13 protein-coding genes are annotated in these 16264 nt (G+C 61.5%); 3 read left to right on the forward strand and 10 right to left on the reverse strand.

Annotation, left to right across the window (positions count from 1 at the left end):
• Positions 1-161 precede the first annotated feature (161 nt).
• The 10 genes from JBO08_RS11385 to bioB form a co-directional block, all read right to left on the reverse strand.
• Entirely contained in the window at positions 162-1940 is a 1779-nt protein-coding gene (locus JBO08_RS11385) for an acyl-CoA dehydrogenase C-terminal domain-containing protein (protein ID WP_065871810.1), read from the reverse strand.
• Between the two features lie 122 nt (positions 1941-2062).
• Positions 2063-3832, reverse strand: coding sequence for an acyl-CoA dehydrogenase C-terminal domain-containing protein (locus JBO08_RS11390; RefSeq protein ID WP_220074751.1), 1770 nt, complete (start codon positions 3830-3832; stop codon positions 2063-2065).
• Positions 3833-3922: 90 nt separating this feature from the next.
• A complete protein-coding gene (locus JBO08_RS11395; RefSeq protein ID WP_065871812.1) occupies positions 3923-5209 on the reverse strand; it encodes a diguanylate cyclase in 1287 nt (428 codons plus the stop codon).
• A 207-nt stretch (positions 5210-5416) separates the two neighbouring features.
• A complete protein-coding gene (locus tag JBO08_RS11400; RefSeq protein ID WP_065871813.1) occupies positions 5417-7222 on the reverse strand; it encodes a phenylacyl-CoA dehydrogenase in 1806 nt (601 codons plus the stop codon).
• Between the two features lie 352 nt (positions 7223-7574).
• The gene (locus tag JBO08_RS11405; RefSeq protein ID WP_065871814.1) at positions 7575-7856 is read right to left on the reverse strand and encodes a pyrroloquinoline quinone biosynthesis protein PqqE; all 282 of its coding nucleotides are present in this window, start codon (positions 7854-7856) and stop codon (positions 7575-7577) included.
• Between the two features lie 106 nt (positions 7857-7962).
• Positions 7963-8643, reverse strand: coding sequence for a dethiobiotin synthase (gene bioD / locus JBO08_RS11410; protein WP_065871815.1), 681 nt, complete (start codon positions 8641-8643; stop codon positions 7963-7965).
• Positions 8640-9452, reverse strand: coding sequence for a malonyl-ACP O-methyltransferase BioC (gene bioC / locus JBO08_RS11415; protein ID WP_065871816.1), 813 nt, complete (start codon positions 9450-9452; stop codon positions 8640-8642). The genes bioD and bioC overlap by 4 nt, the downstream gene beginning before the upstream one ends.
• Positions 9445-10176, reverse strand: a complete 732-nt coding sequence (locus tag JBO08_RS11420) for an alpha/beta fold hydrolase (RefSeq protein WP_065871817.1) — start codon at positions 10174-10176, stop codon at positions 9445-9447. Before JBO08_RS11420 ends, bioC begins: the two co-directional genes overlap by 8 nt.
• On the reverse strand, positions 10169-11350 hold the full coding sequence (gene bioF, locus JBO08_RS11425) for an 8-amino-7-oxononanoate synthase (RefSeq protein ID WP_220074750.1): 1182 nt from the start codon (positions 11348-11350) through the stop codon (positions 10169-10171). The genes JBO08_RS11420 and bioF overlap by 8 nt, the downstream gene beginning before the upstream one ends.
• 156 nt (positions 11351-11506) lie before the next feature.
• Entirely contained in the window at positions 11507-12562 is a 1056-nt protein-coding gene (gene bioB / locus JBO08_RS11430) for a biotin synthase BioB (protein WP_016977842.1), read from the reverse strand.
• Between the two features lie 92 nt (positions 12563-12654).
• Between bioB and JBO08_RS11435 the strand changes: the two genes are divergently transcribed.
• The 3 genes from JBO08_RS11435 to JBO08_RS11445 all read left to right on the forward strand — a co-directional run bounded on the left by JBO08_RS11435 (position 12655) and on the right by JBO08_RS11445 (position 16193).
• Entirely contained in the window at positions 12655-13392 is a 738-nt protein-coding gene (locus JBO08_RS11435) for a ComF family protein (protein ID WP_220074749.1), read from the forward strand.
• Between the two features lie 58 nt (positions 13393-13450).
• Positions 13451-14215: a TOBE domain-containing protein gene (locus tag JBO08_RS11440; protein ID WP_220074748.1), complete on the forward strand. Its 765-nt coding sequence runs from the start codon at positions 13451-13453 to the stop codon at positions 14213-14215.
• A 79-nt stretch (positions 14216-14294) separates the two neighbouring features.
• Positions 14295-16193, forward strand: coding sequence for a PhoX family phosphatase (locus JBO08_RS11445; protein WP_220074747.1), 1899 nt, complete (start codon positions 14295-14297; stop codon positions 16191-16193).
• Positions 16194-16264 lie beyond the last annotated feature (71 nt).

Below are 16264 nucleotides of genomic sequence, written 5' to 3' on the forward strand. Positions count from 1 at the left end.
TTTCACTCCGCCGTCCTGGCAGAATCCTACGTGTCCGTGTTGTTGCTTTGCGCTTCCTGCGCGACGTCCATGTGAAGTAGATTATCCGTGGATCCAATATGGCGATAGAGGACGAATAGCAGCACGTCATGTAAGAGAATGCTTACACGCCCTCCATTCCCTTAGAACAGGGCTTCATCCAGCAGAAACAGCGATTCGCTGCCGGCTTTTACCGACGCACTCAGCGAATGGATACGTGGCAACAGGCGCGCAAAGTAGAAGCGCGCAGTGCCCATCTTGCTGGCGTAGAAGTCTTCTTCAGACTCCTTGCCCAGCGCCGCCTTGGCCATGCGCGCCCACATATAGGCGTAGGCCATGTATCCAAATGCATGCAAATACTCAACGGACGCCGCGCCGATTTCATTCGGGTCTGTCTTGGCGCGATCCAGGACCCAGGCGGTCAGTTCATCCAGGTTATCCACCGCCGCGCTCAGCGGTGTGGTGAATTCAGCCAGCTCGGCACCGGCCGAGGCAATGAACGCGCGGATCTCATCGGCAAACAAGGTGTAGAACGCCCCGCCGCTGCCGACGATCTTGCGCCCCATCAGGTCCAGCGCCTGGATGCCGTTGGTGCCTTCGTAGATCTGGGTGATGCGCACATCGCGCACCAGTTGCTCCTGGCCCCACTCGCGAATGTAGCCGTGGCCGCCAAACACCTGCTGGCCAAGCACCGTGGTTTCCAGGCCCAGGTCGCTCAAGAACGCCTTGGCCACTGGGGTCAGCAACGCCACCAGGTTATCCGCACGTTCGCGGGCCGCGGCATCGTCGCTGAACTTGGCGATATCCAGTTGCGTCGCCACGTAGGTGGAGAAGGCACGCCCGCCTTCATTCGCAGCCTTCATGGTCAGCAGCATGCGGCGCACGTCCGGGTGCACGATGATCGGGTCAGCCGCTTTGTCCTTGGCCTGCGCGCCGGTCGGCGCACGGCTTTGTAAGCGGTCACGCGCGTATTCAATGGCATTCTGGTAAGAGCGCTCGCCGGATGCCAGGCCCTGGATACCCACACCCAAACGCTCGTAGTTCATCATGGTGAACATCGCCGCCAGACCACGGTTCGGTTCGCCCACCAGAAAACCCACGGCTTCGTCGAAATTCATCACACAGGTCGCGGACGCCTGGATCCCCATTTTATGCTCGATCGAGCCACAGCTCACCGGGTTGCGTGCGCCCAGGCTGCCGTCGGCATTCACCATGAACTTCGGCACCAGGAACAGCGAAATGCCCTTGGGACCGGCCGGCGCATCCGGCAGTTTGGCCAGCACCAGGTGAATGATGTTGTCGGTGAGGTCGTGTTCGCCACCGGTGATAAAGATCTTGGTGCCGCTGACTTTGTAGGAACCGTCCGCCTGCGGCTCCGCCTTGGTACGGATCATCCCCAAGTCGGTACCGGCATGGGATTCGGTCAGGCACATGGAGCCTGCCCATTCACCGGAATACATCTTCGGCAGGTAGGCGGCCTTGAGTGCTTCGCCGGCGTGCGTGGCAATCGACACGCAGGCGCCGGAGGTCAGCATCGGGTACAAACCGAATGCCAGGCTTGACGAGTTGATCATCTCTTCGACCTGGGCTGACACGGCCTTGGGCATGCCCATGCCACCGAAGGCAGGGTCGCCGCCTACGCCAACCCAACCGCCTTCGGCGTAGGTTTTGTAGGCCTGCGGGAAACCGTCCGGCGTAAACACCGCGGTGTTGTCCCAGCGGCAACCTTGTTCATCGCCACCGCGGCTGAGCGGGGCGATGGATTTGGCGGTGACCTTGCCGGCTTCTTCGAGGATGGCCTCTACGGTTTCGGCGTCAACGGTGTCTGCCAATGCCGGCAATTGGGCCCACGTGTCGGCGACCTCAAAGACTTCGTTGAGGACGAAGCGCATATCACGCAGCGGCGCTTTGTAATCAGCCATGGCAAACCTCGTAAGAACGTGAAAAGTGATTCGGTAGGATCGGTTTTACAGGCTCCGAGTGTACCCGAACAACTTTTCAGACACATAGGGTCCACTTGTGACTGATAGGTATTTTTAAGTCATCACAGCGCAAATGCCTCCGCAGGCAGACTCATCAGGCATTCGCTGCCCGCCTCCACCGCCGCGCGGTGCGTGGCAGTACGCGGCAGCAGGCGCTTGAAGTAGAAGTCGCAAGTGGCCAGCTTGGCCTTGGCGAAATAAGCGTCTTGCTGGTCAAGGGCAGCAATCGCCATGCGCAGCCACAGGTAAGCGAGCACCACGTAGCCGCTGTACATCAAGTAATCCACTGCCGCCGCACCGACTTCATCGGGGTTCTTCATCGCGGCCATACCGACCTGGGTGGTCAGTTCGCCCCATTCCCCGTTCAGTTGATTGAGCTGCGCTACATAGGCCCTGAGTTGCGGATGCTCGGCATGCGCGGCGCAGAACTTGTGCACGATTTTGGTAAACCCGCGCAGCAACTTGCCCTGGCTGCCCAGCACCTTGCGCCCCAGCAAGTCGAGGGCCTGGATGCCGTTGGTGCCTTCATAGATCGGCGCAATCCGCGCATCGCGGGCCAGTTGCTCCATGCCCCATTCGCGGATGTAACCGTGGCCGCCGAAGACCTGCATGCCGTGGTTGGTCACCTCCAACCCGGTATCGGTCATAAAGGCTTTGCAGATGGGCGTGAGGAACGCCAACAGGTCTTCGGCGTCCTGGCGTTGGGCGGCGTCGCTGCTCAGGTGTGCGGTGTCGAGCAATTGCGCGGTGAAGTAGGTCAGCGCGCGGTTGCCTTCGTTGAAGGCTTTCATGGTCAGCAACATGCGGCGCACATCGGGGTGCACGATGATAGGGTCGGCGGCTTTTTCCGGAGCCTTGGCGCCGGTCAGCGAGCGCATTTGCAAGCGATCGTTGGCGTACTTGATCGCCCCCTGGAAGCTTGCCTCGCCATTGCACAGGCCCTGCATGCCGGTGCCCAGGCGCGCATGGTTCATCATGGTGAACATGCAGTTGAGGCCTTTGTTCGCCTCGCCGATCAGGAAACCTCTGGCACCGTCGAAATTCAGCACACAGGTGGCCGAGGCCTTGATGCCCATCTTGTGTTCGATGGAGCCGCAGTGCACCGCGTTGCGCTCGCCGGAATCGGCATGGAACTTGGGCACGATAAACAGCGAGATGCCCTTGGTGCCCGCCGGCGCATCCGGCAGCTTGGCCAGCACCAAGTGGATAATGTTGGCACTCATGTCGTGTTCGCCGGCCGAGATGAAGATCTTGCTGCCGGTAACCGCATAGCTACCGTCCGCCTGGGGCACGGCGCGAGTCTTGATCAGGCCCAGGTCGGTGCCGCAGTGGGCTTCGGTGAGGCACATGGTGCCGGTCCATTCGCCGGCGGTGAGTTTGTTCAGGAACGTATCTTTTTGCTCGGCGGTGCCATGGGCATGGATCGCCGACATTGCGCCGTGGGTCAGCCCTGGGTACATGCCCCAGGAGGTGTTGCTGGAGCCGATCATTTCGCTGAGCACCAGGCCCAGCGACTGCGGCAAGCCTTGGCCGCCAAACGCCGGGTCCGCCGCCACACCGTGCCAGCCACCTTCCACGTACTGGGCGAAGGCTTCCTTGAAGCCCTTCGGCGTGGTGACGACGCCATTGTCGAAATGGCAGCCTTCTTCATCACCGCTGCGGTTGAGCGGCGACAGCACGTTCTCGCAAAATTTGGCGCCTTCTTCGAGGATCGCATTGACCATGTCCGGGCTGGCGTCGGTTGCTCCCAACGCGACGTAGTGGCCGTGGAAATCAAATACGTTGTCGATCAGAAAGCGCATGTCGCGCAGGGGAGCTTTGTAGTCAGGCATGGCGATGTCTCCGGCAGCAGATGGTTTAAACCTACTGCCGGCCACGGCCCTCGACAATCACTGTAGGGCTGCTGAATACAGCACCATTACTCAACCGGCAGCGCTTTCCCGCACCGCGCCACGGCGAGTCTGGCCAGCCGCGACCACACAGTTACGCCCGGCGCCCTTGGCAGCGTACAGCGCTTGGTCGGCAGACTTGAGGACTTCCTCCGGTGTGCGCTGCTCAGCCTGGCGTTCGGCCACGCCGATACTGATGGTCACCGAAACACTCGAGGCGCCACTGCCCGCCCGCCGCTGACGGCCTTGGTGGTCGTCTTGAGGGCGGTCCAGGTTGCGTAATTTGATAGCGTAATCGGCGATGATCTCGCGGATTTCTTCCAGGTGCGGCAAGCATTCCTCCACCGTCTTGCCGGCGAACACCACGGCAAACTCTTCACCGCCATACCGGTAGGCGCGCCCGCCGCCGTTGACCTTGGACAGCTTGCTTGCCACCAGGCGCAGCACCTGGTCGCCGACGTCATGGCCATGGGTGTCGTTGAAGCGCTTGAAGTGGTCGACGTCACTCATCGCCAGCACATAGTTGCGCCCCAATCGCTGCATACGCTCGTTCAGCGCACGTCGTCCCGGCAAGCCGGTCAGCTCATCGCGGAAGGCCATTTGATAGGCCTCGTGGGCGACGCCAGCGGCGATCATCAGCATCACCTGGCTGCACATGATATTCAGGGTGAACGGCAGGATGAACGTCTGCGGCAACATCCAGAACAACCCCAGCAAACCCACCAGTTGCGCGGCGTGCAGCGGGCGCGGCTGGTACCAGTACTGTGCGGCCAGGGTCAGGAAGCCGATCAGGAACATCGGATACGACAATTGGATCAGGCTCATCCAGGCGCCATGCAGCACGGGCCAGCGAATCTCCGCCAGCCAGTTCAGCACCGCCACGGGGAAACTCTGCTCGAGTGCCAGCGCCACACTGCCTATCGCCAGCAACACAGCGCCACGGGCGACGAAATCACGGAACAGGTGGGTCTTCTCCTGCCACAGCGCGTAAATGCTGAACAACAACGGCAGCAACAAGCAGCACAGGTGAAACACCACGGCCGCGTCTTCGCGCACGCGGCCGTGGTCGCGGTAGAAGTCGGTCTGGGTATCGAGCAGGAAGTAGGCGATATACACCGTGATCATCAGGAACAGTTCACGCTGACGGCGGTACACCGCGCAGTACGAACCGCCGAGCAACAGCACCAAGGTCGGCAACACATTGAACAGTGACGTGAAGAAAACGCTGAGGTCTTTGATATATGCAGCCGAGAGCCCGGCCAGCAACAGCAGTAACGAAGGGAGGAAATGACTGAAACTGACAGCGGACACGCGCGACAAGGGTAAAACTCCGACCCGCAAAAAATAATGGCAATGTGCCTCTACCCGGACAGTTAAGCACAACCCGTCGTGCATGTATCACATTGCCATCACTGTAACGGCAGCCGGCAGCAATCCCTGAGTGCTGTGCTGCGGTTTTTTATCGCGCACAAAAAAGCCGCTGCTCCTGTCACGGAGCAGCGGCTGTGAAAGTGAACCCGGTGAGGCTTAGTAAGCCAGGCCGAAGTCTTCTTCTTTCATGTCCATCAGGTTGTTGGCGCCCGACAGCATGGTGGCTTTATGGGTCTGGGTACGCGGCAGGATTCGCTGGAAGTAGAAGCGCGCGGTCTGCAGCTTGGCGGTGTAGAACGCCTCTTCGGTGGTGCCGGCAGCCAGTTTTTCGGCAGCCAGGCGCGCCATGTCGGCCCAGAAGTAAGCCAGGCACGCATAACCGGAGTACATCAGGTAGTCCACCGAGGCAGCACCCACTTCTTCACGGTCTTTCATCGCGGCCATGCCAACCTTCATGGTCAACTCGCCCCACTCTTTGTTCAGCGCGGCCAGCGGAGTAACAAACTCCTGAACGGCCTCGTTGCCTTCGTTGGCCTGGCAGAACTTGTGCACGATCTTGGTGAAGCCCTTGAGCGCTTCGCCCTGGGTCATCAGCACTTTACGGCCGAGCAGGTCCAGCGCCTGGATACCGGTGGTGCCTTCGTACAGCATCGAAATGCGGCTGTCGCGAACGTTCTGCTCCATGCCCCACTCGGCGATGAAGCCGTGGCCGCCGTAGATCTGTACGCCGTGGTTGGCAGACTCAAAACCGACTTCGGTCATGAACGCCTTGGCGATCGGGGTCATGAAGGCCAGCAGGCCGTCAGCCTGTTTCTTGGCTTCGTCGTCGGTGCCGTATTTGACGATGTCCACTTGCTTGGCGGTGAAGTACACCATCGCACGGTTGCCTTCGGCGAAGGCTTTCATGGTCAGCAGCATGCGGCGCACGTCTGGGTGCACGATGATCGGGTCAGCGGCCTTTTCCGGCGCTTTCGGGCCAGTCAGCGAGCGCATTTGCAAACGGTCGCGGGCGTATTTCAGGCCGCCCTGGAAGCCGATCTCGGCGTGGGCCAGGCCTTGCAGCGCGGTGCCCAGGCGAGCGGTGTTCATAAAGGTGAACATGCAGTTCAGACCTTTATTCGCCGGGCCGATCAGGAAACCGGTGGCCGCGTCGAAGTTCATCACGCAGGTGGCGTTGCCGTGGATACCCATCTTGTGTTCCAGGGAGCCACAGGTCACTGCGTTGCGCTCACCCACCGAACCATCGGCGTTTGGCATGAATTTCGGCACGATGAACAGCGAGATGCCTTTGGTGCCAGCCGGTGCGTCCGGCAGGCGGGCCAGTACGATGTGGACGATGTTGTCGGCCATGTCGTGTTCACCGGCCGAGATGAAGATCTTGGTGCCGGAGACTTTGTAGGAACCGTCAGCCTGAGGCTCGGCCTTGGTGCGCAGCATGCCCAGGTCGGTGCCGCAGTGTGGCTCGGTCAGGCACATGGTGCCGGTCCATTCACCCGACACCAGTTTGGTCAGGTAGGCCTCTTGCTGCTCAGGGGTGCCGTGCTCGGAAATGGTGTTCATCGCACCGTGGGATAGGCCCGGGTACATGCCCCACGACCAGTTGGCTTCGCCAACCATTTCGCTGACTGCCAGGCCCAGGGACTCCGGCAGGCCTTGGCCACCGTGCTCCACGTCGTGGGCCAGGCTTGGCCAGCCGCCTTCAACGAATTGTTTGTAGGCTTCTTTGAAACCAGCAGGGGTCTTAACGCCTGACTCACTCCAGGTGCACCCTTCGATGTCGCCCACGCGGTTCAGCGGTGCCAGCACTTGCTCACAGAACTTGGCGCCTTCTTCAAGGATGGCGTCAACCATGTCCGGGGTAGCGTCCTGGCAAGCCGGCAGGCTCTGATAGTGCGCTTCATAGCCGAGCAGTTCGTCACGAACGAAGCGAATATCACGCAAGGGGGCCTTGTAGTCAGGCATAGCGATAAACCTCTGCTGATGTATCTGGAATGAACAACCGCGTGGATGTGTTGTGGCGGTCAAACAGGTGTTTGAAACATACGTTTACCACCTAGGGATGTCAAGCGTCGTCCGGATGCCGTTTGTCATGACGTGGGTCAATGGCGCGCACGGCAACGCTTGCGGCAAGACGCCACATGATTAGAAGAGAGTAGAAGTTCAAAAGGAGAACGCAGGGCAAATGTGGGAGCTGGCTTGCCTGCGATACAGGCGCCGCGGTGTATCAGGATAACTGGGTAGATGCTATCGCAGTGATGCGGCGACCCGACAAGCCAGCTCCCACATAAGAGCCGGCATACCTTGCTAGAGGGAGTTAAGCGTAGGTATCGATCAACGTGCCGAGCATTTCATCCGAAGCCTTGGCGACTTTTACGCCGAGCTCGACTTGGAACTTGCCTTGGGCCATCTCCACCATGTTGCTGGCCGAGTTGGACGGCTGGGCGCGGTCGTTGGCTTGCAGACGGTCGCTTTGCGCATCCGATGGCTGGGTCGTCGCGGCGCTGGCAATCTTGCCCGCAGCCTGGTCGACACGGTTCTGCCCGGCCTGAATAGTACTCAGCCCCGAGTAAAACGCGCTGCTTCCAGAGATTTCCATGGCGTAAGCCTGCCTTTAGAGAATCGTGAGCGGTGATTGAAGCAGAGTTGCCCACAAAACGCCCGACAAAAACCCTAATGGCATAATGCCTTAGCGATAGCCAAAATCAGTCAAGCAGGTCTAATTGCAGGTACTCCGCCACCGTTTCAGCCCCCGCATGCTTAAGTTTCGGCACACGGCCCAGGCATGGCGCAGGCAACCGCTCTGCCAAGGTGGCGAGGTTTTCTTCCAGACGGGAGGTCTTGGGGTCGATGATATTCGCCACCCACCCGGCCAACTGCAAACCGTCTCGCGCGATGGCTTCGGCGGTAAGCAAGGCATGGCTGATGCACCCTAGCCGCACGCCCACCACCAGGATCACGGGCAGTTTGAGCGCCATGGCCAGGTCCGACAAATTCGCCTGATCGGCCAATGGCACACGCCATCCGCCGGCGCCTTCGATCAGGGTGAAATCCGCTTGCCTGGCCAGAACCTGCTGCATAGGTTTGAGCAAAGAGTGAACGGTGAGCGAGACACCCGCCTCCCGCGCCGCCAGATGGGGCGCGATGGCCGGCTCGAATGCCACCGGGTTGACCTCGGCATAACTCAGGGGCAATGAGCATTCGGCCAACAGTGCCAATGCATCGGCGTTGCGCAAGCCTTTGGGGGTGACCTGGCAGCCGGAGGCTACCGGTTTGCCGGCGGCGGTGCTTCTGCCGGCTTGTCGGGCTGCATGGAGCAGGCCTGCAGCGATGGTGGTTTTGCCGACATCGGTGTCGGTGCCGGTGATGAAGTAAGCGGCAGTCATAGCGGTTTCTCCAGTACGGCATACACCACTTGGTAAGTCGCCGGCAGGCCCTGGGCCTGACGGAACTGCTCATACGCTTGCACCAGTGCAACAATCCGCGCACGCCCCGTCAAGCCTCCCGGCCGGCCGGGGTTGAGGTTGTGCGCGCCCAACGCTTTCAGCTCGTGGGTCAGGCTGCGTACGTCCGGGTAGTGCAACACATGGGGGCGGCGCTCCAGGCTCACTACTCGCAGGCCACTGGCCGCGCACCGCTGCTGATAAGCCTCGAAGGTGCGAAAGCGGTTGACGTGGACCAAGCCATCCGCGGCGCGCCAGCTTTCGCGCAGTTCTTCCAGGGTGCCCACGCAAAGACTGGCAAACGCCAACACCCCCCCCGGTCGCAGCACACGATAGGCCTCACTGAGCACCGCCTCGAAGTTCGCGCACCATTGCACCGCCAGACTGGAGAAGATCAGCCCGCAACTGGCGTCTTGCAGCGGTAAACGCTCGGCGTCCCCCGCAATGAAATGTCCGGCGCCACCCAACGGCCGCGCGTGCTTGAGCATGCCTTCGGCGATATCCAGCGCCACGCCTTGGCTGGCGGGCAACCGTTCACTCAACACACGGCTGAAATAACCGGTGCCGCAGCCCATGTCCAGCCAGCGTTGAGGCGCAATGCCTGCTGGCAGACGCGTCAGCAATTGGCTGCCCACCGCCCGCTGCAACTCGGCAACGCTATCGTAACTGGCCGCCGCACGGGAAAAGGAGGCCGCCACCTGGCGCTTGTTCGGCAAGCCACCCGGCAACGGGGCGTGGGATAAATCAGTCATCGACGCACTCATGCAAAAAGGCCTGGATGGCCCCCGCTACACCGTGGGGGTCTTCCAGAAGAAAAGCGTGGCCGGCCTGTTCAATCAGGCCGATTTCAACATCGGGGAGCAGGGCCAGCAGGGCGCTGGCGGCTTCGGCCGGTACCAGTTCATCCATACCGGCAAACAGGTGCAGCTGCGGGCCACGGAAAGCCAGCAAAGCGTCGCGCGTATCGAGTTGGGCGAGCAACTCAAGCCCGGGCATCAACACACTCGAAGGCGTGTTCGGCGCACCACTGACCAGCAGGCGCGACAGCCCGCGTGGATCTTCCGCGCCCTTTGCGCACAACAGGCCGAAGCGTTTGAGGGTGACTTGGGAGTCGGCATGGCAGCCGGCGAGGAAGGCGTCAAAGGTCTCGGCGGGCATCGCGCTCGGCCAGCCGTCATGGGCAACGAAACAGGGGTTGCTGGCCAGGGTCAGCAGGCCGCAGCAGCGCTCTGCGCGTCGCGCCGCCAGCTCCGAAGCCAGCATGCCACCCAGCGACCAACCGCCCAGCCAGGCGTTGTCCGGCAGCGTGGCGTCGAGTTCGTCGAGCCATTCATTCAGGTCACTGGCGTCCAGCGCCGGCAACGGCTCGATCTGCACCCGCAGGTGCTCGTCCAGGCCTTGCAAGGCGGCGGCCAAAGGCTCCAGCGGCGATACGCCAAGGCCCCAGCCGGGCAGTAGTATCAGTCGATCACGCATGGCTGGGCTCCGAGGCGCCTAACAAGTGGAAACACTCTTCCAATGCATTTAACAATAGCCGCACCTGCGCCTCGCTGTGGGCTGCCGTCAAAGTCACGCGCAAACGCGCGCTGCCGGCCGGCACGGTAGGTGGGCGGATCGCGGTCACCATCAAGCCGCGTTCGCGCAACATGTGCGACAGGCGCATGGCTTTGGCACTGTCGCCAATCAGGATCGGCTGGATCGGCGTAAAGCTGTCCATCAAGTCCAGGCCGAGCTGCTCCGCGCCCTGGCGGAACTGGCGAATGAGGTTGTTGAGGTGCTCGCGCCGCCAGTGCTCGGTACGCAACAGCTCCAGGCTTTTCAAGGTGGCGCAGGCCAGGGCGGGCGGTTGGCTGGTGGTGTAGATGTAGGGCCGGGCGAATTGGATCAGGCTTTCGATCAGTTCTTCGCTGCCGGCCACAAAGGCCCCCGCCGTACCGAAGGCCTTGCCGAGGGTGCCGACCAGCACCGGCACGTCGTCCTGGCTGAGGCCGAAATGCTCGACGATCCCGCCGCCGTGGGCGCCCAAAGGGCCGAAACCGTGGGCGTCGTCCACCATCAGCCAGGCGCCTTTGGCCTTGGTTGCACGGGCCAGCGCGGGCAAATCCGCCAGGTCGCCGTCCATGCTGAACACACCGTCGGTGACCACCAGCGTATTACCGGTCGCCTTCTCCAGGCGCTTGGCCAGGCTATCGGCATCGTTATGCAGGTAGCGATTGAAGCGCGCACCGGACAGCAGGCCGGCATCCAGCAGCGAGGCGTGGTTAAGCCGGTCTTCCAGCACCGTGTCGCCCCGCCCCACCAACGCCGTGACTGCGCCGAGGTTGGCCATGTAGCCGGTGGTAAACAGCAACGCGCGCGGGCGCCCGGTCAGGTCCGCCAGGGCTTCTTCCAGTTCATGGTGCGGCGTGGCATGCCCGACCACCAAGTGCGAAGCCCCACCGCCGACGCCCCAACGGGACGCACCGGCGCGCCAGGCTTCGATCACCTGCGGGTGATTGGCCAGGCCCAGGTAATCGTTATTGCAAAACGCCAGCAGCGGCTGGCCGTCCACCACCACTTCCGGGCCTTGGGGGGTCTGGAGCAAGGGGCGTTGGCGGTAAAGATGTTCGGCACGGCGGGCAGCGAGGCGCGCGGCGAGATCAAAAGACATGCTGGCCTCGGATATAGCTGGATGAGCACAGTCTCAATGTGGGAGCTGGCTTGCCTGCGATGGCGGTGGCACATTCAGCATCAATGTGCCTGAAAGACCGCTATCGCAGGCAACCCAGCTCCCACACTGGATTGCATTCCAATAGAGAGATAGGCATCAAACCACTGCGTTATAGAACTGCTCGCTGCTCTTCTGCTCGACCAGCGCCTGCTCAATCGCCGCCTGGTGCACTTCATCCGCGTGCTCTTCCCGCGCTTCCGGCAGGATGCCCAGGCGCGAGAACAGTTGCATGTCCTTGTCAGCCTGCGGGTTGGCGGTGGTCAGCAATTTGTCGCCGTAGAAAATCGAGTTGGCACCGGCGAAAAACGCCAGGGCCTGCATCTGCTCGTTCATCGCCTCACGGCCGGCCGACAAGCGCACGTGGGATTGCGGCATCAGGATCCGCGCCACGGCGAGCATGCGAATGAAGTCGAAAGGGTCGATATCCTCGGCGTTTTCCAGCGGCGTACCGGCGACCTTCACCAGCATGTTGATCGGCACCGACTCCGGATGCTCCGGCAGGTTGGCCAGTTGGATCAGCAAATTGGCGCGGTCGTCGAGGGACTCGCCCATGCCGAGGATGCCACCGGAGCAGATCTTCATTCCCGAATCACGCACATAAGCCAGGGTTTGCAGACGCTCGCTGTAGGTGCGGGTAGTGATGATGCTGCCGTAGAACTCCGGCGAGGTATCGAGGTTGTGGTTGTAGTAGTCGAGGCCGGCCTGGGCCAGGGCTTCGGTCTGGTCCTGGTCGAGACGGCCGAGGGTCATGCAGGTTTCCAGGCCCATGGCCTTCACGCCTTTGACCATCTGCAGCACGTAGGGCATGTCTTTGGCCGACGGGTGCTTCCAGGCGGCGCCCATGCAGAAACGCGTCGAGCCGATGGCTTTGGCGCGAGCGGCCTCTTCGAGGACCTTCTGCACTTCCATCAGCTTTTCTTTTTCGAGGCCAGTGTTGTAGTGGCCCGACTGCGGACAATATTTGCAATCTTCCGGGCAGGCGCCGGTTTTGATCGAAAGCAGCGTCGACACTTGCACACGGTTGGCGTCGAAATGCGCGCGGTGCACGGTCTGCGCCTGGAACAACAGGTCATTGAACGGCTGCACGAACAGCGCTTTGACTTCGGCGAGGGACCAATCGTGACGCAAAGTGGCGGTGGTGCTGGCGCTCATGGGCGATTCCTTGATTATGCTTTGGCAAACGCTGTGGGAAGGGCAATACCCACAGGCACGACACGGATGCTCGGCATATTTAAGGAAGATTCATGCACTGTCAACCAGAGCACAAACACCAGGTTTACATCTGGTTAAAAACCGTACAAACCTGTTTAATCTGCGATGAAGCGACAGAATCCACCCATTGTGTGTGCAACGTCTGCGAAACCGAGCTGCCCTGGCTGCTGGAACACTGCGACGTGTGCGCCCTGCCGCTACCGATGGAGGGTTTGATATGCGGCCAATGCCAGACACAACCACCGGCCTTTAAACAGGTGATCGCCCCCTGGACCTACAGCTTTCCCATCGACAGCCTGATCAGCCGCTTCAAACACCAGGCGCGCTGGCCCTTCGGTCAGATGCTCGCGCGACTATTGGCGCAACACCTGCAACACCGCCTGGACAACACTGAACTCACACGCCCGGATTGTTTGCTGCCGGTGCCCATGGCGCGCAAACGCCTGCGCGAGCGCGGCTATAACCAGGCCTTGATGCTGACGCGTTGGCTCAGCAGCGAGCTGAACCTACCCCACGATGAACATCTGTTGTTACGCCCTCATGATACGGTCGCCCAGCAAGCCCTCGACGCCAAGACCCGTAAACGCAACCTGCTCGGCGCCTTTGCCCTGGCACCCGGCGCCCAGGTGCAAGGCCGGCACTTTGCCTTGGTGGACGACGTACTCACCACCGGCGCCACCGCCCACAGCCTGGCGCAGCTGTTGATGAAGGCCGGCGCGCGACAGGTCGATGTGTACTGCCTGGCGCGCACGCCCAAACCGGGCAGCTGACTTGACTCCAGCCAACCTTGCCCGCAACGTTCTGCCCATCTCATCGAAGCGTACCCACATGTCTCTGCCAGCCTCCCTCAGCCAGCACATCATCCGTCGCCCCCAGCGCATTGCTTTGCTGGCGCATATCGCCGAACAGGGCTCCATCACTCGCGCGGCGAAAAGCGCTGGTTTGAGTTACAAGGCGGCATGGGATGCCATCGACGAGTTGAACAACCTTGCGCAAAAACCGCTGGTGGAACGCAGCGTCGGCGGCAAGGGCGGCGGCGGTGCCAAGCTGACGGCCGAGGGTGAGCGCGTGTTGCGTCTTTACCAGCGCCTGCAAGTGTTACAAGCCGAAGTACTGGGCTCTGATGAAGCCGCCAGTGACTTCAATCTGCTCGGCCGCTTGATGCTGCGCACCAGCGCGCGTAATCAACTGCATGGTCAAGTCATCGCCATCGAGCAACATGGCCGCAATGATCTGGTGCGCCTGCAACTGGCTGGCGGGCTGACCCTGGATGCGCAAATCACCCACGACAGCACGCAGCGACTGGAGCTGGAAACTGGCGTGGAAGTGGTTGCGCTGATCAAGGCGGGCTGGTTGGAATTGCTGGCGCCCGAGGATTCCGCAACAACTGGACACAATTGCATGAGCGGCACCGTCGACGCCATTCTCGAGGCCGACGACGGCCCCAGCGAAGTCCGCATCGTGCTGCCCAACGGCCAGGTTCTATGCGCCCTGGCGCAGCCCGACGCACTCAACGCCATCGGCGCCGCCAGAGGCCAGGCGATCCAGGTGCAGTTCGCGCCGAGCAATGTGCTGCTGGGAACACCGGTGTAAGTCGCCACCTTCTTTTAACTGCAACAATTTCGTCACGCCCGCTCCTTAAGGTGTCTGCAAAAACCGCAGGGAGCCTGAGATGAGCCTATTAGAAGAAAACCAAGCCACCGACCTTGAACAGATGGTCGGCCTCACCCGTCGCCGTTTCATCGGCGCCGGTGCTTTATGCGGTGCCGCGATGTTCCTGGGCGGCAACCTGCTGACCCGCAGCGCCCTGGCCGTCAACGCCGCCACCGCCAGCCCGCTGCTGGGCTTTACCAGCATCGCCGCCGCTACCAGCGACGCTATCACTTTGCCGCCGGGCTACAGCGCGTCGGTGCTGATCAGCTGGGGCCAGCCGTTGAGCAAGAGCGCGCCGGCGTTTGACCCGTCCGGTAACGGCACGGCAAAAGCTCAGGAACAGCAGTTCGGTGACAACAACGACGGCATGAGCCTGTTCGCCTTCCCCGGCGACGACAACCGCGCGCTGATGGCGATCAACAACGAATACACCAACTACCGCTATCTCTTCGCCCACGGCGGCGCGCCGCAATCGGCCGAAGACGTGCGCAAGGCGCTGGCCAGCGAAGGCGTTTCGGTGATCGAAGTGCGGCGCAAGGGCGACACCTGGCAGTTCGTGCAGGACTCGCGCTACAACCGACGCATCCACGGCAACTCGCCGATCCGCCTGAGCGGCCCCGCCGCCGGTCACGAATGGCTGAAAACCAGCGCCGACAAATCCGGCAAGAAAGCCCTTGGTACATTCCAGAACTGCGCCAACGGTAAAACCCCGTGGGGCACTTATCTGACCTGTGAAGAGAACTTCACCGACTGCTTTGGCAGCAGCAACCCACAGCAAACGTTTGATGCCGGGCAGAAACGCTACGGCGCCGTCGCCGCCAGCAAAGACATCAACTGGCACCAGCACGACCCGCGCTTTGACCTGGCCAAGAACCCCAACGAGCTCAATCGCCATGGCTGGGTCGTGGAAATCGACCCGTTCGACCCGCAATCCACCCCTGCCAAGCGCACCGCGCTGGGCCGCTTCAAACACGAGAACGCCGCCCTCGCTGAAACCCGCGACGGCCGCGCCGTGGTGTACATGGGCGACGACGAGCGCGGTGAGTTCATCTATAAGTTCGTCAGCCGCGACAAGATCAACCACAAAAACCCCAAGGCCAACAAAGACCTGCTCGACCACGGCACCCTGTACGTGGCGATCTTCGACGCGGGCGACGGCAATGCCGACCACCCCAAAGGCAAGGGCCAGTGGGTCGAGCTGACCCATGGCAAAAACGGCATCGACGCCAGCAGCGGTTTCAACAGCCAGGCCGAAGTGCTGATCCACGCACGCCTCGCCGCCAGTGTGGTGAAAGCCACGCGCATGGACCGCCCGGAATGGATCGTGGTCAGCCCCACCGATGGCCAGGTCTATTGCACCCTCACCAACAACGCCAAGCGCGGTGAAGACGGCCAGCCCGTCGGCGGCCCCAACCCCCGTGAGAAAAACGTCTACGGCCAGATCCTGCGCTGGAAAGCCGACGCCGATAACCACGCCAGCATGGCATTTACTTGGGACCTGTTTGTGGTGGCCGGCAACCCTGGCGTTCACGCCGGCACGCCGAAGGGCGGTTCGTCGAATATCAACCCGCAAAATATGTTCAACAGCCCTGATGGCTTGGGTTTCGACAAGGCCGGGCGGCTGTGGATTCTGACCGATGGCGACTACAGCAACGCGGGTGATTTCGCGGGGATGGGCAATAACCAGATGCTCTGCGCTGACCCGACCACCGGGGAAATCCGTCGTTTCATGGTTGGCCCTGTGGCCTGTGAAGTAACGGGCATCAGCTTCTCGCCGGATCAGAAAACGTTGTTTGTGGGGATTCAGCATCCGGGTGAGACCGGCGGCTCCACCTGGCCGGAGCACCTGCCGAATGGCAAGCCGCGTTCGTCAGTGATGGCGATTCGACGGGATGACGGCGGTATCGTCGGCGCCTGATAGGGCCTCATCGCAGACAAGCCAGCTCCCACACTTGACCGCGTTGTCATGACTGACACGGACCAAATGTG

Source organism: Pseudomonas sp. LAP_36 (genome assembly GCF_019456785.1).
Lineage (GTDB): Bacteria > Pseudomonadota > Gammaproteobacteria > Pseudomonadales > Pseudomonadaceae > Aquipseudomonas > Aquipseudomonas tritici.